The 26,692-nt window shown below is 60.1% G+C and carries 21 protein-coding genes and 1 tRNA gene; 7 read left to right on the top strand and 15 right to left on the bottom strand.

All coding sequences use genetic code 11. The features are described from left to right. Positions 1-121: 121 nt before the first annotated feature. From ACEN93_RS14185 to ACEN93_RS14175, 3 genes are all read left to right on the top strand, one after another. Positions 122-1,411 (top strand): GGDEF domain-containing protein, encoded by a 1,290-nt coding sequence (locus tag ACEN93_RS14185; RefSeq protein ID WP_007959861.1) that lies wholly within the window; start codon positions 122-124, stop codon positions 1,409-1,411. 90 nt (positions 1,412-1,501) lie between these two features. Next, the gene (locus tag ACEN93_RS14180; RefSeq protein ID WP_495611522.1) at positions 1,502-3,298 is read left to right on the top strand and encodes an acyl-CoA dehydrogenase C-terminal domain-containing protein; all 1,797 of its coding nucleotides are present in this window, start codon (positions 1,502-1,504) and stop codon (positions 3,296-3,298) included. Between the two features lie 184 nt (positions 3,299-3,482). Beyond that, entirely contained in the window at positions 3,483-5,261 is a 1,779-nt protein-coding gene (locus ACEN93_RS14175; RefSeq protein WP_074692198.1) for an acyl-CoA dehydrogenase C-terminal domain-containing protein, read from the top strand. Positions 5,262-5,488: 227 nt separating this feature from the next. On the opposite strand, the gene ACEN93_RS14170 is transcribed toward ACEN93_RS14175, so the two are convergent. Beyond that, positions 5,489-6,418 (bottom strand): LysR family transcriptional regulator, encoded by a 930-nt coding sequence (locus ACEN93_RS14170; RefSeq protein WP_064380308.1) that lies wholly within the window; start codon positions 6,416-6,418, stop codon positions 5,489-5,491. Positions 6,419-6,587: 169 nt separating this feature from the next. Between ACEN93_RS14170 and ACEN93_RS14165 the strand changes: the two genes are divergently transcribed. The 4 genes from ACEN93_RS14165 (at position 6,588) to ACEN93_RS14150 (ending at position 9,059) form a co-directional block, all read left to right on the top strand. Beyond that, on the top strand, positions 6,588-7,871 hold the full coding sequence (locus ACEN93_RS14165) for an aspartate aminotransferase family protein (protein ID WP_495611521.1): 1,284 nt from the start codon (positions 6,588-6,590) through the stop codon (positions 7,869-7,871). A 252-nt stretch (positions 7,872-8,123) separates the two neighbouring features. Then, positions 8,124-8,480 carry a type II toxin-antitoxin system RelE/ParE family toxin gene (locus tag ACEN93_RS14160; protein WP_134333631.1) on the top strand — a complete coding sequence of 119 codons (357 nt, stop codon included), beginning with the start codon at positions 8,124-8,126 and terminating at the stop codon, positions 8,478-8,480. Then, positions 8,473-8,793 (top strand): helix-turn-helix domain-containing protein, encoded by a 321-nt coding sequence (locus ACEN93_RS14155; protein WP_039768053.1) that lies wholly within the window; start codon positions 8,473-8,475, stop codon positions 8,791-8,793. Before ACEN93_RS14160 ends, ACEN93_RS14155 begins: the two co-directional genes overlap by 8 nt. Before the next feature lie 107 nt (positions 8,794-8,900). Then, the gene (locus tag ACEN93_RS14150) at positions 8,901-9,059 is read left to right on the top strand and encodes a YqaE/Pmp3 family membrane protein (protein WP_003228885.1); all 159 of its coding nucleotides are present in this window, start codon (positions 8,901-8,903) and stop codon (positions 9,057-9,059) included. 3 nt (positions 9,060-9,062) lie between these two features. On the opposite strand, the gene ACEN93_RS14145 is transcribed toward ACEN93_RS14150, so the two are convergent. The 14 genes from ACEN93_RS14145 to rpoD all read right to left on the bottom strand — a co-directional run bounded on the left by ACEN93_RS14145 (position 9,063) and on the right by rpoD (position 26,685). Continuing rightward, positions 9,063-10,871 carry a S9 family peptidase gene (locus ACEN93_RS14145; protein WP_495611520.1) on the bottom strand — a complete coding sequence of 603 codons (1,809 nt, stop codon included), beginning with the start codon at positions 10,869-10,871 and terminating at the stop codon, positions 9,063-9,065. Further along, on the bottom strand, positions 10,837-12,009 hold the full coding sequence (gene pqqE, locus ACEN93_RS14140) for a pyrroloquinoline quinone biosynthesis protein PqqE (protein WP_103385413.1): 1,173 nt from the start codon (positions 12,007-12,009) through the stop codon (positions 10,837-10,839). The genes ACEN93_RS14145 and pqqE overlap by 35 nt, the downstream gene beginning before the upstream one ends. Then, positions 11,981-12,256, bottom strand: a complete 276-nt coding sequence (pqqD, locus tag ACEN93_RS14135) for a pyrroloquinoline quinone biosynthesis peptide chaperone PqqD (RefSeq protein WP_495611519.1) — start codon at positions 12,254-12,256, stop codon at positions 11,981-11,983. Before pqqD ends, pqqE begins: the two co-directional genes overlap by 29 nt. Further along, complete coding sequence (pqqC, locus tag ACEN93_RS14130; protein ID WP_011336228.1) at positions 12,253-13,005, bottom strand: pyrroloquinoline-quinone synthase PqqC; 753 nt, start codon at positions 13,003-13,005, stop codon at positions 12,253-12,255. The genes pqqD and pqqC overlap by 4 nt, the downstream gene beginning before the upstream one ends. Before the next feature lie 21 nt (positions 13,006-13,026). Beyond that, positions 13,027-13,938 (bottom strand): pyrroloquinoline quinone biosynthesis protein PqqB, encoded by a 912-nt coding sequence (pqqB, locus tag ACEN93_RS14125; RefSeq protein WP_495611518.1) that lies wholly within the window; start codon positions 13,936-13,938, stop codon positions 13,027-13,029. Between the two features lie 84 nt (positions 13,939-14,022). Next, positions 14,023-14,097, bottom strand: coding sequence for a pyrroloquinoline quinone precursor peptide PqqA (gene pqqA, locus ACEN93_RS14120; protein WP_003444522.1), 75 nt, complete (start codon positions 14,095-14,097; stop codon positions 14,023-14,025). Positions 14,098-14,256: 159 nt separating this feature from the next. Further along, positions 14,257-16,683, bottom strand: coding sequence for a pyrroloquinoline quinone biosynthesis protein PqqF (gene pqqF, locus ACEN93_RS14115; protein WP_495611517.1), 2,427 nt, complete (start codon positions 16,681-16,683; stop codon positions 14,257-14,259). Between the two features lie 38 nt (positions 16,684-16,721). Next, complete coding sequence (locus ACEN93_RS14110; RefSeq protein ID WP_495611516.1) at positions 16,722-17,516, bottom strand: carbon-nitrogen hydrolase family protein; 795 nt, start codon at positions 17,514-17,516, stop codon at positions 16,722-16,724. A gap of 12 nt (positions 17,517-17,528) precedes the next feature. Beyond that, positions 17,529-19,211, bottom strand: a complete 1,683-nt coding sequence (locus ACEN93_RS14105) for a flavin monoamine oxidase family protein (protein ID WP_495611515.1) — start codon at positions 19,209-19,211, stop codon at positions 17,529-17,531. A 146-nt stretch (positions 19,212-19,357) separates the two neighbouring features. Next, complete coding sequence (locus ACEN93_RS14100; protein ID WP_064599860.1) at positions 19,358-19,819, bottom strand: Lrp/AsnC family transcriptional regulator; 462 nt, start codon at positions 19,817-19,819, stop codon at positions 19,358-19,360. 167 nt (positions 19,820-19,986) lie between these two features. After that, entirely contained in the window at positions 19,987-20,739 is a 753-nt protein-coding gene (locus ACEN93_RS14095; protein WP_210709710.1) for a YuaM family protein, read from the bottom strand. A gap of 133 nt (positions 20,740-20,872) precedes the next feature. Then, positions 20,873-20,949 (bottom strand) — tRNA-Ile (locus ACEN93_RS14090). 15 nt (positions 20,950-20,964) lie between these two features. Then, positions 20,965-24,711 carry a bifunctional diguanylate cyclase/phosphodiesterase gene (locus tag ACEN93_RS14085; RefSeq protein WP_039768065.1) on the bottom strand — a complete coding sequence of 1,249 codons (3,747 nt, stop codon included), beginning with the start codon at positions 24,709-24,711 and terminating at the stop codon, positions 20,965-20,967. A 126-nt stretch (positions 24,712-24,837) separates the two neighbouring features. Continuing rightward, entirely contained in the window at positions 24,838-26,685 is a 1,848-nt protein-coding gene (gene rpoD, locus ACEN93_RS14080; protein WP_039768067.1) for an RNA polymerase sigma factor RpoD, read from the bottom strand. Positions 26,686-26,692 lie beyond the last annotated feature (7 nt).

Below are 26,692 nucleotides of genomic sequence, written 5' to 3'. Positions count from 1 at the left end.
AACCGCCGATTTCGGCCGTTAAAGAGACAGCCTGTGATCTGGATCACATTATGTGTGCTTAACTGGCCACATTGCAGGCACAATGCCATCTCTTTGCCATGACGGGTCGGAGCTTTTACCCTTGCCGCGTTCTTCCGCTGTACGTTTCAGTCATTTCCTGCCTTCACTGCTGTTGTTGCTCGCGGGGTTGGCGGCTGCGTACGTCAAAGACCTCAACGTGTTCTTCACCTCGCTGTTTAACGTGTTGCCGACCTTGGTGCTGCTGTTGGGCGGTTCGTACTGTGCGGTTTACCGACGCCAGCGCGAGCTGTTTCTGATGGTCACGGTGTACATCGCCTACTTCCTGCTCGACACCCAGACCGACTATTACCGCGACAACGGCAAGGTGCGCGAAGACGCGGCTGTGGTGTTCCATCTGGTCTGTCTGCTGTTGCCCTTGCTGTTCGGTCTGTTCGCCGCGTGGCAGGAACGCACGCACCTGTTTCAGGACATGGTCGCGCGCTTCGCCGTGCTGCTGGCCTTTGGCAGCGTGGCGCTGGGGCTTGAGCAAAGCTACCCGCAGGCCTTGCTGATGTGGCTTTCCGAGATCCGCTGGCCGGCGCTGCATGGCGCATGGATGAGCCTGATTCAGTTGTCGTATCCGGTGTTCATCTCGGCGTTTCTGCTGCTGGCCTGGCAATACTGGCGCAACCCGCGGCCGCTGCACGCGGCGCAACTGGTGGGGTTGCTCGGGGTGTTCTGGATGCTGCCGAAAACCTTCATCCTGCCGTTCACCCTGAACATCATGTGCAGCCAGGTGATGCTGATGATTGCGGCGGCGGTGGCGCACGAGGCTTATCAAATGGCCTTCCGCGACGAGCTCACCGGCCTGCCCGGCCGCCGCGCACTCAACGAGCGCATGCAGCGTCTGGGGCGCAACTATGTGCTGGCGATGAGCGACGTCGATCACTTCAAGAAATTCAACGACACCCACGGTCACGACGTGGGGGATCAGGTCTTGCGCCTGGTCGCCAGCAAACTGTCCAAAATCAGCGGCGGCGGTAGGGCGTATCGCTACGGCGGTGAGGAATTCGCCCTGGTGTTTGCGGGCAAAACCCTTGAAGAGTGCATGCCGCATCTGGAAGTCATCCGCGAGTCGATTGCGTCTTACAACATTCAGCTGCGCAATCAGGAAAGCCGCCCGCAGGATGATCAGCAGGGCCGTCAGCGTCGTTCGGGTTCGGGCGCGTCCAGTGTGTCGGTCACGGTCAGCATCGGCGTGGCCGAACGTCTGGAACAGCGCACCCCGGAAGAAGTGCTGAAATCCGCTGACCAGGCGCTCTACAGCGCCAAGGGCGCGGGGCGAAACTGTGTAATGGCGTTCGGTCAGAACCGCCGTGGCGCGGTGCGCATGGACAATGCCGCAGGTTGAGTGATGACGGCGCATTCAGCGTCTGGACAGTGATTGTGGGGCAGGTTGGCCGGCAGTAGGTTGAAGCAATCTGCTGAAGGAGAAGCCACCATGCCCGAATACAAAGCTCCCCTGCGCGACATGCGCTTTCTGATCGACCACGTCTTTGACTTCCACACTCAGTACGCGGCCCTCGGCGCCCACGACGCCAGCCCGGACATGATCAACGCGATCCTCGACGAGGGCGCGAAGTTCTGTGAGAACGTTCTGGCACCGCTCAATCGCAGCGGCGACGAAGAGGGCTGCCATTTCGACAATGGTGTAGTGACAACGCCTACAGGCTTCAAGCAAGCCTTCGCACAATACGTGGAAGGTGGCTGGCACGGTCTGGCGGCAGATCCGACCTACGGTGGCCAGGGCCTGCCAAGTTCGCTGGGGCTGGTGATCAGCGAAATGGTCGCCTCCAGCAATACCTCGTGGGGCATGTACCCGGGCCTGACTCATGGCGCCATGTCGGCGATTCACGCCCACGGCACCGAAGAACAGAAAAACACCTATCTGCGCAAACTTACTGCGGGCCAGTGGACCGGCACCATGTGCCTGACGGAAGCCCATTGCGGCACCGATCTGGGCATCATCAAGACCCGCGCGGTGCCTCAGGCCGACGGCAGTTATGCAGTGACCGGCAGCAAGATTTTCATCTCCGCCGGCGAGCACGACATGAGCGACAACATCATTCATCTGGTGCTGGCCAAACTGCCGGACGCACCGGCCGGGACCAAGGGGATTTCGCTGTTCATCGTGCCGAAATTTCTCCCGGACGCATCCGGTGAGGTGGGCGAGCGCAACGGTGTTTCCTGTGGCTCGATCGAGCACAAGATGGGCATCAAGGCCTCGGCCACCTGCGTGTTGAACTTCGACGACGCCAAAGGCTTCCTGATCGGCGAGCCGAACAAAGGCCTGAATTGCATGTTCACCATGATGAACCATGCACGTCTGGGCACCGGAATGCAGGGCCTGTGTCTGGGCGAAGCGAGTTTTCAGGGCGCAATCAAATACGCCAACGACCGCTTGCAGATGCGTGCCTTGACCGGCGCCAAAGCTCCGGACAAACCGGCCGACCCGATCATCGTCCACCCGGACGTGCGACGCATGCTGCTGACCATGAAAGCCTTCAACGAAGGCAACCGCGCGCTGACCTATTTCACCGCGCAAATGCTCGATGTCGCGCACCTGAGCCCGGACGCCGAGGCGCGTCAGGAGGCCGAAGACTTGTTGGCGTTCCTGACCCCGATCTGCAAGGCGTTCATGACCGACACCGGCCTGGAAGTGACCAACCACGGCATGCAGGTGTTCGGCGGCCACGGATTTATCCGCGAGTGGGGCATGGAGCAACTGGTTCGCGATTGCCGGATCGCGCCGATCTACGAAGGCACCAACGGTATTCAGGCGCTGGATCTGTTGGGGCGCAAAGTGCTGGGCAGCCAGGGCAAGCTGCTGCGTAACTTCACCAAAATCGTCCACAAGTTTTGCGCGGCCAACGCCGGGCATGCGCAACTGGGTGAGTTTGTCGCGCAGCTCGATGGTCTCAACCAGCAGTGGGGCGAGCTGACCATGAAGGTCGGCATGGCGGCGATGAAGAACCCGGATGAAGTCGGCGCCGCGTCGGTGGATTACCTGATGTACAGCGGTTACATCGTTCTCGGCTATCTGTGGCTGCGCATGGCGCTGGTCGCTCAGGCGCAGCTGGAGACGGGCGAGGGGGATGGCGATTTCTGCCAGGGCAAACTGGCGACGTGCGAGTTTTACTTCAAGCGTCTGTTGCCGCGCACCGCGGCACATCGTTCGGCGATCGAGGCGGGCAGCGATTGCCTGATGAAGCTGCCGGCCCAGTTGTTCGCGCTGTAACGCGTGCCTGTTAAACAAAAGAGCCCGCTGATTGCGGGCTTCTTTATGGTGAGTGGCTGGTGACTAAAAATAACAAAACAGTCACTGCCTGACCCTATGTGTCGCAAAAGTTGTTGGGTTACACTCCAGCTCAACGAAAACATCCTTCCACGAATCACCTGTTTAGATCTTTGCGAGGTTTGCCATGGCTGACTACAAAGCGCCGCTGCGCGATATGCGCTTCGTCCTCAATGAAGTGTTCGAAGTCGCCAAACTCTGGGCGGAACTGCCGGCACTGGCCGAAACAGTGGACGCGGAAACCGTCGAAGCCATTCTCGAAGAGGCCGGCAAGGTCACCAGCAAAAGCATCGCGCCCCTGAGCCGTGCCGCCGACGAAGAAGGCTGCCACTGGGCCGACGGTGCCGTCACCACGCCGGCCGGTTTCCCACAGGCCTACCAGACTTATGCCGAAGGCGGCTGGGTCGGTGTTGGCGGTGATCCGGCCTACGGCGGCATGGGCATGCCAAAAGCCGTATCGGCCCAGGTCGAAGAGATGGTCAACTCCGCCAGCCTGGCCTTCGGTCTGTATCCGATGCTGACCGCCGGCGCCTGCCTGTCGATCAACGCCCACGCCAGCGAAGAACTGAAAGCCGCTTACCTGCCGAACATGTACGCCGGTGTCTGGGCCGGTTCCATGTGCCTGACCGAGCCGCACGCCGGCACCGACCTGGGCATCATTCGCACCAAGGCCGAACCTCAGGCCGACGGTTCCTACAAGGTCAGCGGCACCAAGATCTTCATCACCGGCGGTGAGCATGACCTGACCGAAAACATCATCCACCTGGTGCTGGCCAAACTGCCGGACGCACCGGCGGGGCCGAAAGGCATTTCGCTGTTCCTGGTGCCGAAGTTCATGGTCAATGCCGATGGCAGCCTGGGCGCGCGCAACCCGGCGAACTGCGGTTCGATCGAACACAAGATGGGCATCCAGGCCTCTGCCACCTGTGTGATGAACTTCGACGAAGCCGTGGGTTACCTGGTCGGCGAGCCGAACAAGGGCCTGGCGGCGATGTTTACCATGATGAACTACGAGCGTCTGGGCGTCGGTATCCAGGGCCTGGCCACCGGCGAGCGCTCGTACCAGAACGCCATCGAATACGCCCGCGACCGCCTGCAAAGCCGTTCGCCGACCGGCGCGCAGAACAAGGACAAGGTCGCCGACCCGATCATCGTTCACCCGGACGTGCGTCGCATGTTGCTGACCATGAAAGCCTCGAACGAAGGCGGCCGTGCGTTCTCCACTTACGTGGCGATGCAGCTCGACACCGCCAAGTTCAGCGAAGACGCCGCGACCCGCAAGCGTGCGGAAGATCTGGTGGCCTTGCTGACGCCAGTGGCCAAGGCGTTCCTGACCGATCTGGGTCTGGAAACCACCGTCCACGGTCAGCAAATCTTCGGCGGCCACGGCTACATCCGCGAGTGGGGCCAGGAGCAACTGGTGCGGGATGTGCGCATCACGCAGATCTACGAAGGCACCAACGGCATTCAGGCGCTGGACCTGGTGGGTCGCAAGATCGTCGGCAGCGGCGGCGCGTTCTACAAACTGTTCGCCGACGAGATCCGCCATTTCACTGCAACCGCCAATGCCGATCTGGGCGAGTTCACCAAGCCGCTGAATGACGCTGTCGACACCCTCGACGAGCTGACCTCGTGGCTGCTGGACCGGGCGAAAACCAACCCGAACGAAATCGGTGCGGCATCGGTCGAGTATCTGCAAGCGTTCGGCTACACCGCTTACGCGTACATGTGGGCGCTGATGGCCAAGGCATCGCTGGGCAAAGAAGCGCAGGACGATTTCTACGCGAGCAAACTCGGCACGGCACGGTTCTATTTCGCCCGTCTGCTGCCGCGGATTCACTCGCTGAGCGCGTCGGTCAAGGCCGGCAGCGAGTCGCTGTTCCTGCTGGACGCTGCGCAGTTCTGATGATGTAACGTCATGTAAGCGATCTCTTACATGACGTGCTGCTGTTCTCCCATAGGCGTAGATTGGATCCAGAGCTAATCTACTTTCCATGGACGTCGCGCAGGAAGCGCAAAGCAACAACACGGACACGTAGGATTCTGCCAGGGTGGCGGAGTGAAATGGATGTCAGGGAAACAGTCTGCAAAGCCCCGCTTCGGCGGGGTTTTCTTATGCCCGCAGAAAAGTTTTCAGCTCAGCGCGTCCAGCGGTGGTGCACCTTTCAGCGGTTTGTCCTCACGCTGCATCACCTCTTCCAGCAACGTTCGCAGCAAGGCCAATGGCGCTTGCTGGCGCTGCACATCGCGACACACCAGCCCGACCTTCAACGGTACACGCGGCTCACTCAACGGTTTCCACAACAGATCCTGATCGTCGTACTCCTTTTGCGAACGACCGGGTAGCACCGTCGCCAGACGCGTATGCGGCAGGCTGTCTAGAATCCCCACCATATTGTTCAATTCGGCCTGCACTTGCGGGCGTCGTCCGAGGCTGGCCAATTGCGCCTGCCAGATCTGACGGATCTGAAATTCTTCGCCCAATAGCAACATCGGCAATTCGGCCGCCTGACTCATCGAGACTTTCTTGAATTCCCGCAGCGGATGATCCGCCGGGATGACCAGCGTCAGTTCATCTTCGTACAGCATCACGCCGTGCAGACCGGGTTGGCGTGGCGGCAAATAGCTGATGCCGATATCCAGTGAGCCGTTGAGCAGGCGCCGCTCGATCTCAAGCCCGGTCAATTCATAAATCTGTACCACCAGATGCGGCTGGGCCTTGCGCACTCGCTCGAGCATTTGCGGCACCAGGCTGGTGTGCACGGTCTGTAGCACGCCTATCGCCAATGTGCGCAGTGCCTGACCCTTGAAGTTGCCCAGCGCCTCGCGCGCCCGCTGCATGCCGTCGAGCAGCGGCAGGGCGTGGTTGTACAAGGTATGGGCGGCGAGGGTCGGCAACAGGCGTTTGCTGCTGCGTTCGAACAGGGTGACGTCGAGGTTTTGTTCCAGGTGGCGAATCTGCTGGGACAGCGCGGGCTGAGAGATCGACAGGCGCTCGGCGGCGCGTCCGACATGCCCTTCTTCGTAGACCGCGACGAAATAACGCAGTTGTTTGAAATCCATAAGTAACACTTATCGAAAATGCTGAGAAATCGAAATGGCTCGACGCCGTGAACCGGCCTAGTCTAACCGCATTCACAAGGCTTACAGGGCCGGAAAGCGCCATGACCAGCGTTTGTTTCGAAAGTCTTTACATAGGCAGTTCAAAAAACCTCGAGCGAGGTTTTTTTCAATGAATCTGTTCAGTTTGCGGCGCCAGACGCCGAGCCTAGATGACCTGGCTTTTGAAACCCAAGAATCGAACGTCGCTGATGGCCTGAATGCCGAGCGTCTGATGCCCAGTGTCGAGCGCCCGCGGCAGGTATTCGTTCGCGGCCAGGGCTCCTGGCTATGGGACAGCTATGACCGCGCCTACCTGGACTTTTCCCAGGCCGGCGGCGCCAACAGCCTCGGCCACAGCCCTTCGGCGCTGGTCAAGGCCATCGCCAGCCAGGCCCAGGCCCTGATCAATCCCGGTTTCAATCTGCACAACCGCGGCATGCTCAGCCTTGCCGAGCGCCTGTGTGCCAGCACTGCCAGCGATCAGGCGTACCTGCTCAACAGCGGCAGTGAGGCCTGTGAAGCGGCGATCAAACTGGCGCGCAAATGGGGTCAACTGCATCGCGGTGGCGCTTCGCGGATCATTGTCGCCAGACAAGGCTGTCACGGACGTAGTCTGGCGACGATTTCGGCGTCGGACAGTTGCAACCTGCACAACCGCTTCGCGCCGCTGCTGCCGGGTTTCGATCTGGTGCCATTCAATGACCTGCCGGCGCTGCACGCAGCTGTTGATGCGCAGACTGTGGCAATCATGCTTGAACCGATCCAGAGCGATGCCGGAGTAATCCCGGCGACCGAGCATTACCTCAAGGGTGTCGAACGTCTGTGCCGGGAGCTGGGGATTCTGCTGATTCTCGACGAGGTGCAGACCGGTATCGGCCGCTGCGGCACCTTGCTCGCCGAACAGTCCTACGGGGTGCGCGCCGATATCGTCGTGCTCGGCAAAGGCCTCGGCGGTGGCGTGCCGTTGGCCGCGTTGCTGGCGCGAGGCAAGGCCTGCTGTTTCGAACCCGGCGAATTGGGCGGTACGCATCACGGCAACGCGCTGATGACCGCCGCTGGCCTGGTGGTGCTCGACAGCGTGCAGGACCGCGCCTTCCTCGAACAGATCCGGGACAACGGCCAGCATCTGCGCGAAGGGCTCGCCCGTCTGGCCCATCGTTATGAACATGGCGAGTTGCGCGGGCAAGGGCTGTTCTGGGGACTGACCCTGTCGGAAGACTCCGCCGAGGCCGTCGTCAAAGCAGCGCTTCACGAAGGCTTGCTGCTCAACGCCCCGCAAGCCGACTGCCTGCGCTTCACCCCGGCGCTCAACGTCAGCAAGGCCAACATCGACGAAATGCTCCTGCGTCTGGCCCGCGCTTTCTCCCGGGTCCGCACCGCGCAATTGCAATGCCGCAAGGGAATTGCCGTCTGAGCTGAAGTTTCCCACCCGAATTCAAGAACCGTCTCGCGGTATAACGCACGCCCCACGCCTGATTCTTTTGGCGTGGGGCGTTTTTTTGTGGCCGGATTTTTCCATTGCGGTTTATTGCTTGAGGGACCGCCGCTGCAGTGTTTATTTAGCCGGCTTAGGCAAGGATTGCCGAAGCCGGCAGAACACCCTCGTCGAAAGACAGGCTTTGTAATCTATACCACTGAGTGGTATGTTTTTTTGGAAGGGATACCGATGTCGTTCAGGTTGTTCAAGACAAAAGGTTTTGCGATACAGGCCAGCAAAGCATGGATCACCGACGACGAGCTTCGCGAGGCTTTTGCCGAGATGCTTGATGGGCAGGCGGACAATCTGGGAGGCGGAGTCTGGAAGAAGCGCCTGAAAGAAAATCGCTACCGTTCGATCGTTCTGGCCAAAGGCGGGCGTTACTGGATTTATCAGGTGCTGTTCGCCAAAAAGGATCGGAGCAATATCAATTCTGCAGAGTTGAAGGAGCTGCGCAAATTGGCGAAAGCCTATGCACAACTTACCGAAGAGCAGATTCAAGGCTTGTTGGTCATGAAGGCGTTTGTGGAGATAACTCATGAGTAAAAAATTCAAGAGTGACGTATTTGAATCAGTGCACGAGTCGGCCAGTGCTCTGCATGCAGTCGGCGCTATCAGCAAGGCAACGATGCGTGAGTTTGATGAGTCGTGCCTTGCAGCGGTCCCGGATGCGATTCCTGCGGAGCAGATCAAGGCGTTGCGTGAGCGCAACAATGTCAGCCAGCCAGTGTTCGCACGTTATTTGAACACCAGCGCATCGACCGTCAAACAATGGGAATCAGGGGATAAGCATCCAAGCGGAATGGCTTTGAAGCTGCTCAGCATTGTGCAGAAACACGGTCTGCAAATACTGGCTTGAGTGGTCTTGCGCACTCTGTCTGGCGATAGCACTGAACCCTGACAAACGGCACAGGTCGATTAGCTTGTATGGCTCAGGTGAGCCAACCCCCAATCAGGAGCTTCCCCATGGACTTTATCCGCATCATCATCGCCATTCTGTTGCCGCCACTGGGTGTGTTTCTGCAGGTCGGGTTCGGCGGCGCGTTCTGGCTGAACATTCTGCTGACGTTGTGCGGTTACATCCCGGGGATCGTGCACGCGGTGTACATCATCGCCAAGCGCTGAGTCTCAATCCGTCAGGCCCATCACTCGCTGGTAGAACCGCCATTCCTGCTCCAGCGCATGGGCCTGATTGGCGGCCCGGCGGAAGCCGTGACGTTCATCGGCGTAGTAATGCGCTTCGACCTCAATGCCGTTTTGCTCCAGGGCCGCGACCATGTCGCGGGTCTGTTGCGGCACGACCACGGCGTCCAGCTCACCTTGGAAGAAGATCACCGGTACGCGAATGTTGCCTGCGTGCAGCAACGGCGTGCGGGCGGTGTAGCGTTCGGCATCTTTCTCGGGATCTCCGATCAGCCAGTCCAGGTAATCGCCTTCGAACTTGTGTGTTGCGCGGGCCAGGGCCACCGGGTCGCTGACGCCGTACAGGCTGGCGCCGGCGCGAAATACCTGATGGAACGCCAGGGCACATAGCGTCGTGTAACCACCGGCGCTGCCGCCACGGATGAATGCACGATCACCGTCGATCATGTCGCGACCATTAAGGTAGGCCACGACCGCACACGCGTCCTCGACGTCCACCGCGCCCCAACTCAGATGCAGCGCCTGCCGATACTCCCGCCCATAGCCGCTGCTGCCACGGTAGTTGAGGTCGGCGACGGCGAAGCCTCGTTGTGTCCAGTACTGAATGCGCGGGTCGAGCATCGGGTAGCAGGCTGATGTCGGGCCGCCGTGGATGAACACCACCAGCGGCGGTTTCGCATCGCCATTCGTGGCCGGGTAAAAGAAACCGTGTGCTTCACCCGAACCGCTGGGGTAGCGCAGGGTTTGCGGACGGCTGATGCGCTCGGCTGGCAGCGGTGCGACACCGCCAGCCAGGACATTCACCTCATGAGATTCGCGATCAATGGCGATCACCGCTGAAGGGCTGACCGGTGAGGCGGCAATGCAGTAAACAAATTGATCATCGACAGCCAGATGACGGAAGCGGCTGTAATCACCGGTGAAGTCTTCGCCGTTGAGCGCCAGACGACCGAAACCGCCTTCGCTCCAGCTCGCCAGAAAGCTTTCGCCGGCGGGCAGCCAGGTGCAGCCGCCAAGTTGCCATGGGGCTGGAGCGTGATCGGCTTCGGCGCTGGCTAACGGTTGCAAGCCGTTTGCCGACTCGACCCACGGTTGCCAATAACCATCACGATCGGTCAGACAGCCCAGTCGGCCATTGGCATCGAAACGCGGTTGCTGGATCGACTCTTCAAGGGCTTCACCCGCCACACAGCGTGGGACGGAAAACCCGTTATCCGAGCGCTCGGCGAGCATCAGTCGGGTGGATGTCCACGGCTGATGCGGACGGCTCCACTCGATCCACGCCAGGCGCTGGCCGCCCGGGCTGATGATCGGCGACGCGTAAAAATCCGCGCCTTCAACCAGCATTTGGCGGTCGCCATTCGCCAGATCGATAGCCACCAGCCGATGGCGATCACCGTTCTCTTCAACGGCCAGCACGTGTCCGTCGGCGTAGTTCAGATCGCCATAACGACACTCGCCAGACGTCAATGCCAGGGGCTCGCCATCCAGGGTCTGGCGATACAACTGCTGATCCGCCTCGTTGACGAAAACCACCCCGTCAGGCGTCAGACAAAACGCCCCACCGCCATATTCGTACACCCGGCTGCGCACGCTGAAACCCGCAGGCGTCAGACATTTCGCCACGCCATCGCACCAATGCCAGATCCGGCACGCGGCGTCTGTCGGGCGATATTCATTCCAGAACAAACCATGGGCGCCGAGCTGCAATTCGGCGAAGTCCACGCCGGCGGCAACCGCGGCGGTGGCGCTGAAAGGCTCAGCCTTTGGCGATGAGGCGCGAGTTTCGTTCATTGCGAAAGGCCAGTTGTTCGATGGTCTGGGTGGCGTGCTCGGCTTCTTCGCGGGCCTTGAGGATCACACCGTGATGTTCGGACTTGCTGCACACCGGGTCGGCATTGCTGGCATCGCCGGTGAGCATGAAAGCCTGGCAGCGGCAGCCGCCGAAGTCCTGCTCTTTCTCGTCGCAGGAGCGGCACGGCTCGGGCATCCAGTCATAGCCGCGAAAGCGGTTGAAGCCGAAGGAGTCGTACCAGATGTGCTGCATGCTGTGGTCGCGCACATTGGGAAATTGTACCGGCAGCTGTCGGGCGCCATGACAGGGCAGGGCGGTGCCGTCCGGGGTGACTGTCAGAAACAGGCTGCCCCAGCCATTCATGCAGGCTTTCGGGCGTTCTTCGTAATAGTCCGGGGTGACGAAAATCAGCTTGCACGGATGCCCTTCGGCTTCCAGCTTGGCGCGGTATTCGTTAGTGATGCGTTCGGCGCGAACCAGTTGTTCCCTGGTCGGCAACAGGCCGACACGATTGAGCTGCGCCCAGCCGTAGAACTGGCAGGTGGCGAGTTCGACGAAATCGGCCTCCAGCGCGATGCACAGCTCGATGATGCGGTCGATCTTGTCGATGTTGTGCCGATGGGTGACGAAGTTCAGCACCATCGGATAACCGTGAGCCTTCACGGCACGGGCCATTTCCAGTTTCTGCGCGAAGGCTTTTTTCGAGCCGGCGAGCAGGTTGTTCACTTGCTCGTCGCTGGCCTGGAAACTGATCTGGATGTGATCGAGCCCGGCCTTCTTGAAGTCGCTGATCTTCTGCTCGGTCAGACCGATACCGGAGGTGATCAGGTTGGTGTAGAAGCCCAGCTGACGCGCTTCGCGGATCAGCTCGGCAAGGTCTTGGCGCACCAGCGGTTCGCCCCCGGAAAAGCCCAGTTGCGCTGCGCCCATCTCCCGCGCTTCGCGGAACACCTTGATCCACTGTTCAGTGCTCAGCTCTTTGCCCTGCTCGGCGAAGTCCAGCGGATTGGAGCAGTACGGGCATTGCAGCGGGCAACGGTAGGTCAGCTCGGCGAGCAGCCACAGCGGCAGGCCGACTTCCGGTTTGGCCGGGACTTGCACCGATGACTCAGGCAAGTTCGATCCAGTGTTGCGCACGGGCAACCTCCATGAATTGCTCGATGTCGTCACCGAGCTCGGGCACGCCGGGGAACTGTCTGTCGAGTTGGGCGATGATCGCCGCGACATCCCGTTCACCGTCGATCAGGCCGCCGATCAACGCGGCACTTTCATTGAGTTTGATCATGCCTTCCGGGTACAGCAGCACGTGGCCTTTCTGGGCCGGTTCGTACTGGAAACGGTAGCCGGGACGCCAGGTCGGGGTCTTGCTGCGGTCGAAACTCATAAGGCGATTCCTTTATGCCAGACCCGTTGATCGGTGACGCTGTGATACGGCGGGCGGTTCAGTTCGTAGGCCATGCTCATGGCATCGAGCATGCTCCAAAGGATGTCCAGTTTGAACTGGAGAATTTCCAGCATGCGCTCCTGACCTTCGCGGGTCTTATAGTGCTCCAGCGTAATCGCCAGACCATGCTCGACATCGCGCCGGGCCTGACCGAGACGGGTGCGGAAATATTCGTAGCCGGCCGGGTCGATCCACGGGTAATGCTGTGGCCAGCTGTCGAGACGCGACTGGTGGATCTGCGGCGCGAACAGTTCGGTCAAAGAGCTGCTGGCAGCTTCCTGCCAACTGGCGCGGCGGGCGAAGTTGACGTAGGCATCGACGGCGAAACGCACGCCGGGCAGCACCAGTTCCTGGGAACGCAATTGATCCGGATCGAGACCGACGGCCTGGCCCAGACGCAGCCAGGCTTCGATGCCGCCGTCCTCACCGGGCGCGCCGTCGTGGTCGAGCAGGCGCTGAATCCATTCGCGGCGGATCTCGCGATCCGGGCAGTTGGCGAGGATCGCTGCGTCTTTCAGGGGAATGTTCACCTGATAGTAGAAGCGGTTGGCGACCCAGCCCTGGATCTGCTCGCGGGTGGCCCGGCCTTCATACATCGCCACGTGATACGGGTGATGAATGTGGTAATAGGCGCCCTTGGCGCGCAGGGCCGCTTCGAATTCGGCGGGGGACAGCGGGGTGTCGGTCATTGCGGTTCTCCGGGCCATTCGTTACAGGACGATGCTCATGCCGTCATACGCCACTTCAACATTGCGCCGCACCAGTTCCGCGCGCTCCGGAGAGTCTTCGTCGAGAATCGGGTTGGTGTTGTTGATGTGGATAAGCACCTTGCGCTGCTCGGGAAGCTGCTTCAGCACTTCGAGCATGCCGCCGGGGCCGTTCTGCGCCAGGTGGCCCATTTCGCGGCCGGTGCGGGTGCCGACGCCACGACGCTGCATTTCATCGTCGTCCCACATCGTCCCGTCCACCAGCACGCAGTCGCTGCCGGCCATGATTTCCAGCAATGGCGCGTCGACCTTGCCCAAACCCGGCGCGTAGAACAATTTGCCGCCAGTGCCGAGGTCTTCGACGATCAGGCCGATGTTGTCGCCCGGATGCGGGTCGAAGCGGTGCGGCGAGTAGGGCGGTGCGGCGCTGCGCAACGGCAGCGGGGTGAAGCGCAGGTTCGGGCAGGCGGCGACGGTGAAGCTCTGGTCGAGTTCGATGCGGTTCCAGTCCAGCCCGCCGTTCCAGTGCTTGAGTATGGTGAACAGCGGAAAACCGGTGCTCAGGTCTTCGTGGACCATGTCCGTGCACCAGACCTGATGCGGGCAACCTTCGCGCAGGCTGAGCAGACCGGTGGTGTGGTCGATCTGGCTGTCCATCAGGATGATCGCGCTGATGCCGGTGTCTCGCAGGGCGCGGCCCGGCTGCATCGGGGCGAAGCTCTGAAGCTGCGCGCGGATGTCCGGCGAGGCATTGCACAGCACCCAGTTCACGCCGTCATCGGAAATCGCGATGGACGATTGGGTACGGGCCTGGGCATTCAGGCTGCCATCGCGAAAACCGGCGCAATTGACGCAGTTGCAGTTCCACTGCGGAAAACCGCCACCGGCGGCCGAACCCAGAATCTGGACGAACATGAACGCTCCATCATTTCAACGCTGAAAATAAAACGCCCCGGCGAGCCGAGGCGTTGCACTGCAGTGTTCTGCTTGAGGCAGGACTCAGCGGCTGGCGAAGTACATGGTGACTTCGAAGCCGATGCGCAGGTCGGTGTAAGCAGGTTTGGTCCAGGCCATCGGGTGACTCCTTTTTCAGGTGGGTGGGATAGCGCTATCCATAGGTATAGTCCACGGCAGCGCAGGGATGTTCCAAATAGTTAGGTGGCTATGTTACTCAAAATTTCAGGGGGTTTGCCCGTGAATCTTTGAGAAAGCTCCTTGCAGCCCCGGTAATGATCAATTTGCCGCTTGCCACGGTGCGCCCGGCGAAGGGCTGTTGGCCAGGACGTGCCAGCCGCCTTCGACGCGGATTAAACAGTGTGCGGCGGCCAGCAATGCCTCGCGGTCAAGCTGACTTATGGCATTGCGCAGTTGAATCAGGTAATCCGACGAGTGGCCAGAAAGTTTTGCCTGCCACAGAAGTTCGGCAGCCTCCTTGCCGGGCAGAATGCTGGCATCCAGGTGTACGGCGAGTATCTGGCGCTGCTCGACGAGGAAGGCGTCATCGAAGTTTTCGATCAGCGCGGGGATGCCTTCGATGAACTGTTGAACGTGATCGAGCAGTTGCGCGGGAGTGGCGGTCGGCGATTGCACGCCGAACTGCCATCCACCCTGGCCGTGTACCTGTCTGAAAGCACTGAACACCGCGTATCCCAGTTGCAATTCACCTCGTAGCCGCTGATAGAACGGCGTGTGGCACAGGTGCGCAAGGAAGCGCCACGCGGCTTCGCTGGGAATGTCCGGTCTGGCGGTCGGGCAGAACAGCAGTAATGCGTGTTCGCTGGAGTCGGTGTCGAACTGATCCCAGCGAAGTTGTGCGTGGAATGCCGGCAGGGTCGGTAATTCATTGGATGGCTTACCGGGAATGCGGCTCAGGGCCAGTCCCATGGCCGATTGGGTATCGGCATCGAGACCCAGCGCCAGACCATCCCAACGGGAAGTTGTCCACAGCTGCTTGGCATCATCGGATTGCGCAACCACGGGCAGACAACGCTCGGGCCATGCCTTGAGCAATTGACGGATCAGCATCGACGGCACTGGCGGCTCATCGCTTGGCGAGTCGGCATCGACCTGCGTCAGATATTTCAGCGCATGTTCCAGCACAACCGGCAGTGTGTCCTGCAGGCCGGTCAATTTCAGCAGCCACTGATTACCCGTAGCGCTGAAGGACAACTCCACCCCGGCCTGACGCGCGTCGTCAGACACCTCCCGCAGGCTGCGTTGCAGTTTCGCTTGCAGCTCGGCCGTGGCCGCCGCCTCCGTCTGCCAGCGCACATACACCGTACCTTCGTCACCGTTATCCGGCAGCGCCTGGCTGAATTGCATTGGCGAGCGTTCGCGGCGGCTGCGCGAACGATCCTGAGCAAACGTGCGCAGGCCTCGGTGGGCGCTGGTCTGGCCGCGGATCAGACCGGCGTTTGCCAGCGGCTCGGCTGCGCGCAGAAACGGGTTGGCAGCGGGCAGATGCCAGTGACTGCTGAAGTTATCCACAGCGCCGATTTTGCCGAGAATCACTTTGAGCGCCGTAACGGCCGCGTCGGACAGTCCGCTCTCGAGTTGTTCGCTGTCGAGTCGCGCCAGTTGCAACGCACCGCTGACCTGCTGCTGACGCTGAAGCTGTGCCGAATATTCCTCCCGCAAAGTCGGCCAGTCCTGCTGGGCTGCGAAGAAGCTCAACCAGTCGAGAAACTGCGCGCGGATGGCGTCGAGTGGACCGGATGGCGTCGTGAATTGAAGGTGCAGCAAAGCCTGCTCAGCAAATTGGTAGGGCACACAGGCCTGTAAACCTTCCGCCAGACCCTGCTGCTGCAAATGGGCGAGCAAGCCACCGGGTTTGGCGCTGTTCAACCAGTGGCAGAGAAACGCCAGCGCTTCGGCTGACGACTCCGGTAACTCCTCCAACGCAAACAGCAGATTGCCGCGATGCTCGCCGGCCTGTTGATAACTTTCCTGCGCGTTACCCATCAAGCGTACGGGGGCTGCCTGTGCAGTTTTATCCCCAGGCGTCAGCGTGGCGGCAAACTGTTCGGCCAGCGTGCGCAGCTCTTCAACACTCTGCGGCCCGACCAGGCTCAGGGTCATCTGCCCGGTGCGGTAGAACTGTTGGTGGAAGTCTTTCAATGCCTGTTGAAAGTCCGCTTGCTCCACCGGCAGGCTGTCGCGGTTTCCGGCGTGGAAACCGCGCAACGGATGTTCCGCTGACAACCCTTCGAACAGCGCTTCTTTCTGCTGAGCCGCAGCATCCTGCGTCCACGCGACAAACTCCGCCTGCAACACTTCCCGTTCCCGCAACTGATCGTCCGGATTCATACGCGGATGGGCGAGCATGTCTGACAGACGCTCCAGCCCGGCGCTGAACGACGCTGGCGGCAATTCAAAGAAGAAATCGGTGGTGCGCTCGCGGGTGCTGGCATTCACCTGGCCGCCGTGACCTTGCACGTAGGCCATCAGCCCTTGCTGTGCAGGAAATCGCTCGGTGCCGAGAAACAGCAGATGCTCAAGGAAGTGCGCCAGCCCCGGCCATGCCAACGGCACGTCATGACTGCCGGCCGCCACTCGCAACGCAGCGGCGCTGCGTTTCAGGCCGGGCACGTGACGCAGGGTCACGCGCAAGCCGTTGGCCAGGGTTTCGGTGTGGGGGCGGGGGTGAGTCGGCGCAGGCATGGGCACTTCCAGAACAGTGAAGTGCCAATGCTAGCGGATTAGCGCTTGTTGAGCGCGTCGTAAAGTTCGGGACGGCGGTCGTTGAAGTAACGGTTGGCGCTACGGGAGTCGACCATCAACTGGCGATCCAGCTCACCGACGATCAGTGCTTCATCCAATCCTGCCTGGGCGATGCGGCTGCCATCCGGCGCGGCGATGCTGCTTTGCCCGCAGTAATGGATGTCGCCCTCGTGGCCGCAATAGTTGGCGTACGCCACGTAGCACTGGTTTTCGAAAGCCCGGGAGCGCACGGAGACGTCGGCAATGAAATCGAAAGGAATCATGTTGGCTGTCGGCACCAGAATCAGTTCGGCACCTTCAAGGGCCAGGCGCCGGGCGTTTTCCGGGAACTCCAGGTCGTAGCAGATCAGGAACCCGAGCTTCCAGCCGTTGAGCTCGACGAGGGGAAACTCGCCATCGCCGGCGCTGAACATCGAACGATCCAGATCGCCGAACAGATGCGTCTTGCGGTAATTGCACAGGCGCTCGCCGTTTGAGTCGATTAACTGCACGGCGTTGTAGATCTGTCCTTCGGCGGTGCGCTCAGGGTAACCGTAAAGAATCGCCAGACCGGCAGCCTTGGCGATACGTCCGACTTGCTGCGCCCACTCACCGTTGTAGACCTCGGCCAATGTCGCGACCGCCTCCTTGCCGATGTTGTAGCCGGTGAGAAACATCTCCGGCACCACCAGCAGATCGGCGCCTTTGGCCTCCATCGCCAGTTGATGCAGGCGCTGAAGGTTGGCGGCGGGTTCCAGTGGCAGCGGTGGACATTGGTAAAGGGCTACACGCATCGGGGATTCCTCTTACTCGGGCAGGGCGATCGGGCCGATGTCTTTGAACACATCGCCCGGGCCGGGGTTCTCTTTATGTGTGGACCCGCCGAAGTGCTTCATGATTCCCCACACCGCGTTGAGCGACGTTTGCACCGCGCCTTCAACCCAGGCCGGCGTCCACGACACGTCGTCACCGGCGATGAAAATCCCGCGCTGCTCCGGCGGCATGTCGTCCTGCATGAAGTGCGCGTACATGCGCTGGTTGTAGCGATAGTGGCCGGGCAGGGCGCCCTTGAACGCGCCGAGGAAGTGCGGGTCGGCTTCCCAGGACACGGTGATCGGATCGCCGATGATCCGCGCGGCGATGTCGACCTTCGGGTAGATCTTCTTCAGCGCATCCAGCGCCAGTTTCACGCGTTTTTCCACCGGGTGCGGGAGCATCTTGAGCGCATCGCTCATCCACGAGTACGACAGGCAGATCACACCGGGTTTGTCGTCGCCGTTGTCGAACAGGTAAGTACCACGGGTCAGGCGATCAGTGAGGGTCATGCTCATCAGGTCGCGGCCGGTTTCCGGGTCCTTGTCCTTCCAGAACGGGCGGTCGACCATCACGAAGGTCTTCGACGATTGCATGTAGCGAGTGCGGTCCAGCGCCATCCACATCTTCTGCGAGAACAGGGTCTCGTCGCATTCGATCTGGGTGGTCAGCAGCCAGCTCTGGCAGGTGGTCAGTACGGCCGCGTATTCGCGGGTGTCGCCGTTGTTGTCGGTGACTGCGAAGCGTCCGTCAGGCGCGTGGGCGATTTTCTTCACCCCGGAGCGCGGGGCGCCGTGGTGCAGCGATTTCAGGCTGGTGCCTTGCGGCCAGTGTACGCAGCGTTCCGGCGCATGACGCCAGATGCCTTGCGGCACTTGTTCCACACCGCCGACCACCAGGTGCTGGTGATCGTCGCAGTTGGTCATCACCACACGGAAGATTTCCAGCATCGAGTTGGGGAAGTCCGAGTCCCAGCCGCCAGTACCGAAACCGACCTGACCGAACACTTCGCGGTGATGGAACGACAGTTTGGCGAAGGCTTTCGAGGTGGCGACGAAGTCGTAGAAGGTGCGGTCGTCCCACAGCGGCACCAGGGTGTTCCACAGTTCCTTGAGGCGTGGCACGTCGCGGTCGCGGATCGCCTGCTGGATATCGGCGAACTGCGAGCCGGCCTCCAAAGCGTCGGCCCAGGCGTCAGCCACTTCCTGGAACAGTGCAGGAAGATCCTTCAGGCTCTGTGCGTAATGGGTTTTGCCTTCCAGGTCGATCACGGTGCTGCCGGAGGCCGGCGTCAGCGGGTTGGGGAAGGGCTTGGTCTCGAGGCCGAGTTTGTCGACGTAGTGATAGAACGCGGTGGAAGACACCGGGAAGCGCATGCCGCCGAGCTCGGCGACGATGCCGTCGGTACCGTTGAACGCTTGCGAACGCAGGCGTCCACCAAGCTTCGAGGCCTCATACACGACCGGTTTCAAGCCGAGCTTCATCAGCTCGTAAGCCGCCACCAGACCGGCGATACCGGCCCCGACGATCGCCACTTCGGCACCGTGGTTGTGCTCGGGAATGCTGCCCAGACCAGCCGGGTGTTCGATCCAGTCGTCGAAGGCGAAAGGGAAGTCCGGACCGAAAATGGTGATCGGTTTCTTACCGTCTGCAGGATGGCGATTGTGCTTGTTCATGGCTGACCTTGCTGGCGACCCGACGCTGGAGGCGCGTCTGAGTATAGGAAAAGATGCCAGCCATTCTAGGGAGCGTAGAACACGTTAATAAGACGCAATGTGTCGTCGTTTTGAGTGTTTGAGCTGCAATGTGACGATGGTGATGATCAAACTGGATGCCCGCGATCAATCTTGCTGCTGAGGATGATCGACGTCGTGGTCTTCTCCACGCCGTCTACGCTGCCGATCTGATCCAGAAGCTGATCGAGTTGTTCCGGTGAATCGGTCCGCAGCCAGGCTACGTAGTCAAATTCACCACTCACCGCGCACAATTGCTGCACTTGGGCCATCGCGCTCAACCGGCGCAGCACCTCTTTGCCGGAGCGTGGCTGCACTTTGATTCCGACGTAAGCCTGCAGCCCGCCATCTACCACACGCTGGCCCAGACGCACGCCGTAACCAGTGATGACCTTGGCCTTTTCCAGTCGCGCCAGTCGTGAAGTCACGGTGGTGCGGGCGATCCCCAATTGCCGGGCCAGCATCGCCACGCTTTCGCGGGCGTTGATTTGCAGGGCAGCGATCAGCTGGCGGTCGATTTCATCGAGCACGGGTGGGCGGATGTCGGACAAAGAGGTTCTCCATGGCGTGCGGATTACTGGTCCGTATGTTACAGGCTCGTTTGGCGAGACGCTTGTGAGAGGCCACTGGGCAGTTGGTGGTGTGTGGCCGTTGTCGAATAGAGGGAAATGCTGAGTCGACAAAGCCGCGGTTTACGCGGCTTTTTACATCTGCGGATTCAGGCTTCTGATTTTTTACATTGCCTGCTCAGGACATGTTCGATGAGTTCGACTTGAAAGCGATAGCGGGCGCTGACTTGTTTAAGTAACAACGCACCCAGAGACAGGCCTAGCACCATGGCAATGATCATCAACAGTGCAGTATTTCCCCAATTACCCAACACAAAACCGGCTTCAAGGGTTTTGCCAAGCCATGGAAAACCACCAAACTCCTTGGCGCAAACATAAGCTGTTCCCAGCAGGGCGAGCCCTGCCGTTTTTTCTCCAAAGAAATAAGCGACCCTTGCTTCTGCTCGGGTGATCTTTAGCTGCAGCCAGTATTTCGCTTCTTGTAGCACCGAAATCGCATGGTGCTGGAGTGAGTCGACCAACGTATTTTCATGCCTTATATCGTCGATCATGTTTTTCAGACTGATAGTTTTCCATCGTTTGAGAATGCAGATTTGCGCCACGATGGGAGTCAGGAACGAGAGCAGTACAGACACCGTCGAGGTAAAAATTAACACCAGTGCCAGGTCTTTTCCCCACATGGGAAGTGATTTGATGGAGCTATGCCAATAGGCCATGCAGCCCGCCAACGCAATTCCTCCCGCTCCGAAGCCTAGGAACAAGTTGGTCAATCTGTCGGCATTGACTTCCAGTTTGGTCCTGCGTGCTTTCGCTTTGAGCGGTTCGCAGGTATTCAGGTATTCGAGAACCTTGATGGTCTGTTCGATAGTGTTCTCTGGAATTTCCTTTTCCATGTTGCTCATTTTTTGCTCCAGTTGATGCAAGAGTCCGTCTTGGCATTGATGCAATGCCAGATGGGGCTTGAGTGCTTCCAGTGCACTTATGTTCCAAATACAAAAAAAGGTTTATGCCGTTGGCATAAACCTTTGTCTTGTTTGGTGGGCCCACACGGACTTGAACCGTGGACCAAAGGATTATGAGTCCTCTGCTCTAACCAACTGAGCTATAGGCCCTCAGTAGGCCGCGGATTATAGCGACGGTTTCTCGGCTGTGCTATCCGAAAAATCCGATACGGCTATACGAAGAAACGTCGCGGCGAACTCTTCTGGTGGCAGCGGCAGGCTGACGATGTAGCCTTGGATCTGTTCGCAGCCTTCGGCGGCGAGGAACTGTTGTTGGGCCTGGGTTTCCACGCCTTCGGCAATTACTGTGAATTGCATGCTGCGGCCGAGAGCGATGATGGCGCGGACAATCGCCGCGTCGTGCGGGTCGTCGGGCAGGCCGCGAACGAACGACTGGTCGATCTTGAGGATGTCCAGCGGCAGGCGTTTGAGGTAACTCAACGAGGAATAACCGGTGCCGAAGTCATCGATGGCCAGTTGCACGCCGAGTTGTTTGAGCTGGTGCAGCACTGCCAGCGCTTCTTCAGCCTGGCTCATGATGAAGTTTTCGGTAATTTCCAGTTGCAGTAATTCCGGCTGCAGGCGGTTGTCCTTGAGCAGTTGCTCGATGCGTCCCAGCAGATTCGGTTGACGCAGTTGTGCGCCGGCGAGGTTCACCGATAGCGGGCCGAGGGATTCATAGATCTGGCCCCACTCGAACATCTGCCGGCAGGCGGTTTCCAGCACCCAGTCGCCGATTTGCAGAATCATGCCGTTCTCTTCTGCCAGCGGAATGAAATGCTCTGGCGGCACTTCGCCGAAGTTCGGGTGGCGCCAGCGGATCAGGGCTTCGGCGCCGACCAGATTGTGATCGTCGAGGCTGATTTTCGGCTGGTAATAAAGGTACAACTCCTCGCGCTCGATGGCCCGACGAAGTTCGTGTTCCAGTGCTACGCGTTCGCTGGCCTGGGCGGTGAGGTCGCGGGTGTAGCTTTCGACCCGGTTGCGGCCCTTGGCCTTGGAGCGGTACATCGCCGCGTCCGCGTTCTTGATCAGGGTCGCAACATCGCAGCCGTCGCGCGGGTAAAGGCTGGTGCCGATGCTGGCGCTGATGAAGAACTCATGCTCGCCGGCCTGGAACGGCGCGCCGAAGCAGTTCAGCAGTTTGGTGGCGATGTTGTCGGCATCGCCGGGTTGTTGCAGGCCGGGCAACAGAATGATGAATTCGTCGCCACCCAGCCGCGCGACGGTGTCGATGTCTCGCAGTTGCTCCTTGAGGCGTACGGCGATGCCCTTGAGCAGCAAATCGCCGACCGGGTGACCGAGGCTGTCGTTGATGTGCTTGAAACGGTCGAGGTCGAGGAAGAGCACAGCGCCCTGGCCGCCGTTTTCCTGCTGACTGTTGAGTGCCGTCAACAGACGGCTTTCGAACAGCGTACGGTTTGGCAGCCCTGTGAGCGGGTCGTGATGGGCCTGGTAGTCGAGTTTGGCCTGGGCGTGCTTGAGGCTGGAGATATCGGCAAACACCGCAACGAAGTGGGTGATGAACTTGTCGCGGTTGCGCACGGCGCTGATGGTCAGCCAGCTCGGGTACAGCTCGCCATTTTTACGCCGGTTGGAGATCTCGCCCTGCCAGTGACCTTCGTCGGTCAATTGATGCCACATCGCCGCGTAAAACGCGCTGTCGTGCAGTCCGGAGGCCAGCAGGCGCGGAGTGTGACCCAGTGCTTCGCTTTCGCTGTAGCCGGTGATTTCGGTGAAGGCCCGGTTCACGGCGCTGATGTGTTGCTGGGTGTCGGTGATCAGCACGCCTTCGGCAGTGCTCTCGAACACGGTCGCAGCTTGCTGCAGTTTTTCCTGCATCAAGTGGCGCTCGGTGATGTCCCGGGCGATGGTCAGCATGCAGTCTTCGTCGCCGATGGGCAGCGGACGGCTGGAGACTTCGCAGAGGCGGATCTGCCCGTCGCTGCGGCGGATATGGCAGCTGAAGTCGCGAACGAACCCGTCGCGGTGCAGCAGATCGAGCATTTGCTTGCGCTCGTTGAGGTTGACCCAGATGCCCAGGTCCAGCGCCGAGCGATCCACCGACATGGCGCTGTTGAAACCAGTGATACGACTGAAACCTTCGTTGACCTCCAGCAACAGACCATCGCTCTGGCGCGACAGCAGCAGACCATCCGGCGAGGCGTGGAAAGCCTTGGCGAACTTTTCTTCGGAGGTTTGCAGTTGCTGCTGGGTTTCCTTGAGCTGGGTGATGTCGCGCACCACCACGACCAGCGCCGGTGTGGTGTCGAGCTCGAAGGGTTCAGCGGAAATCAGCCCGGTGAACACCTGACCATTGTTGCGGCGAAAGGGCATCTCCAGGTTGCGAATGCTGCCGGCCTGCAGCCGCTGAAGCAGGCCGGGACCAACACCGGGAATGCCCCAGATGTTGAGTTCGGTGGCGGTCTGGCCGATGACTTCTTCGGCCTTGAGCCCGATCTGCTCCTCAAAGGCTTCGTTGACCTCCAGCAGGCAGCCGTCGGAGAGCCGTGCAATGACCAGGATGTCCGGGCATTGCTGGAATACCGACGCGAACTTCTGTTCCGACAGGCGCAACGCCTCTTCAGTGCGCTTGGTTTCGCTGATGTCGATCATCAGGCCGCGCATTACCGGTTCATGGCCATGTTCGATCAGGCTGACGATGTCGCGCACCCACAGGCAGCGGCCGTCAGCGGTGATCACCCGGTAATCGAGGCTGTGGTCGCGTCCAGCCAAGACTTCGTGATCGCAGAAGCTCTGGGCGCGGGTCAGATCCGCCGGGTGAATGATGTTGCGCCAGAAGCCCGGAATCAGCCAGTGAGACAGCGGATAACCGAGCAGATCTTCGGCGTGGGGCGAAACATAGCTGTAGGTGAAGTCACTGATCCGCGCTTCCCAGGCGATGGCCGAAAGACTCTCCACGAGTCCGCGATAGTGGTATTCGCTGCTGCGCAGTTCCTGTTCGAGGTCGATGCGGCGGGCGATTTCCGAACTGAGGCGGCGGTTGATGCGGATCACCACCGCCAGCACGATGACCAGAAGCGAGAGACCCGGTAAGCCGTAAACCAGCAGATCGGACCAGAATGTCCGGTGATCGAGGACGTTGCCCACCCAATGTTCCTGAATGCTGCTGATTTCCTCCGGGGACATATCGGCAAGAACCTTGTCCAGAATCCCCACCAGCATTTTGTTGTCCCGAGGAACGCCCATCGCCAGTTGGTAGCGATAAGGGGTTTCGCCGCTGACATACAAACCATCCAGTTTGAGCTGGCGCAGGCTCCAGACGCTGGAGGCCAGATCGCCGACCACGGCGTCCACTTCATCGGTGGCCAGGGCCTGCAGCGCAGAGCTGACATTGGGCATCGCCACCAGGTTCAGGTCGGGATGATGGGTGCGCAGCAGTTCGTGGGGCGCGTAGTTTTCCACTACGGCGATTTTCAGGCCGTAAAGCTCCTCGAGCTTGCGCGGTTGCGGGCCGCCGACGTGGGCGAGGATGACGATCGGAAAGTCGAGATAAGGGCGGGTGAACGACAGGTAGCTCTGGCGTTCCGGGGTGGACATGATGCCCGGCAACAGGTCGATCTTGCCGTTTTTCGCTTGTTCGAGCACTACGGTCCAGCTCACCGGCTCGATGGGCGTGAGTTTGATCGCCAGGCGTTGGCGAATCACATCGATATAGTCCGCCGCCAGGCCCTGGTAGCGATTCTGGTCGTCGCGGAACTCGAAGGGCGGCCACGATGCATCGACACCCAGGCGCAGGTCCGGGTGAGCCGCCAGCCAGCTACGTTCTTCATCGTTCAGAGTCAGCGCGTCAGCCGTTGCGGTCCAGATCATCAGTGGCAGCAAAAAAAGCACGGACGCCAGTCTGGGCATAACGGTCTCGTTATGGCTCGGGGGGAATGTTTCGAGTGTAGACGGGCTGTGCGCGGGGGAGGGCGGAGCTGAGTATTTAATCTGCCATATAAACAAAACCCCCGGCCTGGGCCGGGGGTTCTGGTATCACTCGTCGAGGAAGGAGCGCAGATGCTCGCTTCGCGTCGGGTGGCGCAGCTTGCGCAGCGCCTTGGCTTCGATCTGACGGATCCGCTCGCGGGTCACGTCAAACTGTTTGCCGACTTCTTCGAGCGTATGGTCGGTGTTCATGTCGATACCGAAACGCATGCGCAGTACCTTGGCTTCACGGGCAGTAAGGCCGGACAGCACTTCGCGGGTCGCTTCTTTCAGGCTCTCAACAGTGGCGACATCGATTGGCGACTGCATGGTCGAGTCTTCGATGAAGTCACCCAGATGGGAGTCTTCGTCATCACCGATCGGGGTTTCCATGGAGATCGGCTCTTTGGCGATCTTCAATACCTTGCGGATCTTGTCCTCAGGCATTTCCATGCGTTCACCCAGCTCTTCCGGGGTCGGTTCGCGACCCATTTCCTGCAGCATCTGGCGGGAAATACGGTTGAGCTTGTTGATTGTCTCGATCATGTGCACCGGAATACGGATGGTGCGGGCCTGGTCGGCGATCGAGCGAGTGATCGCCTGACGGATCCACCAGGTGGCATAAGTCGAGAACTTGTAACCACGACGGTATTCGAACTTGTCCACCGCTTTCATCAGACCGATGTTGCCTTCCTGGATCAGATCGAGGAATTGCAGGCCGCGGTTGGTGTACTTCTTGGCGATGGAGATCACCAGACGCAAGTTTGCTTCAACCATTTCTTTCTTCGCGCGGCGGGCCTTGGCCTCACCGATCGACATGCGACGGTTGATGTCCTTGATCTCGGCGATGGTCAAACCGGTCTCGGTTTCCAGCGCGGTCAGCTTCTGCTGGCAACGGATGATGTCCGGTTGCACGCGAGCAATGGCTTCGGCGTACTTGCTCTTGCCTTTGGCCAGGGCGTCGGACCAGCTTTCGTCGACTTCGTTGCCCGGGAACTGGCGCAGGAAGTCGGCGCGAGGCATACGTGCATCACGTACGCAGAGTTGCATGATCGCGCGCTCTTGCTGACGCAGACGATCCAGGGCACTGCGAACACGCTCGACCAGGGCTTCGAATTGCTTCGGCACCAGTTTGATCGGCATGAACAGCTCGGCCAGGGCCAACAGTTCGGCAATTGCCGCCTTGTTGTGACGACCGTGCTTTTTCAGGGCCTTGCGGGTGATTTCCATCTGGTCGGCGACAGCACCGAAGCGCTGTGCGGCAATGACCGGATCCGGACCGCTTTCGGCTTCTTCTTCGTCATCGGAAGCTTCGGCGTCGTCATCGTCGTCGGATTCTTCGGCTTTCGCCGCTTTCGCGTCGATCGGCGGCGGCACTTCGGCGGCAGGCGGCGCAATGCCGTCGTCCGGGTCGATGTAACCGCTCAGAACGTCGGACAGGCGACCGCCCTCGGTAGTGACGCGAGTGTATTCGGAAAGAATATGGTCAACCGTGCCAGGGAAGTGCGCGATGGCGCTCATCACTTCACGGATGCCTTCTTCGATGCGTTTGGCGATTTCGATTTCGCCTTCACGAGTCAGAAGCTCGACCGTACCCATTTCACGCATGTACATGCGCACCGGGTCGGTGGTGCGACCGATATCGGTCTCCACCGCCGCCAACGCAGCGGCTGCTTCTTCCGCAGCGGCCTCGTCGGTATCGGCGTCGGCCAGCATAAGGGCGTCCGCATCCGGAGCACTCTCGTGTACGGGGATCCCCATGTCGTTAATCATGCGGATGATGTCTTCCACCTGCTCCGGATCTGAAATATCCTCGGGCAGGTGGTCGTTGACCTCGGCGTAAGTCAGATACTTCTGCTCACGACCCAGTTTGATCAACTCAATAATACGAGACTGCTGTTGCGCTTTTCCGGACATAACACCC

Source organism: Pseudomonas sp. Pseusp21, from assembly GCF_059492145.1.
The sequence above is the reverse complement of the archived record's forward strand: the minus strand, read 5'-3'. Positions and strand labels throughout refer to the sequence as shown.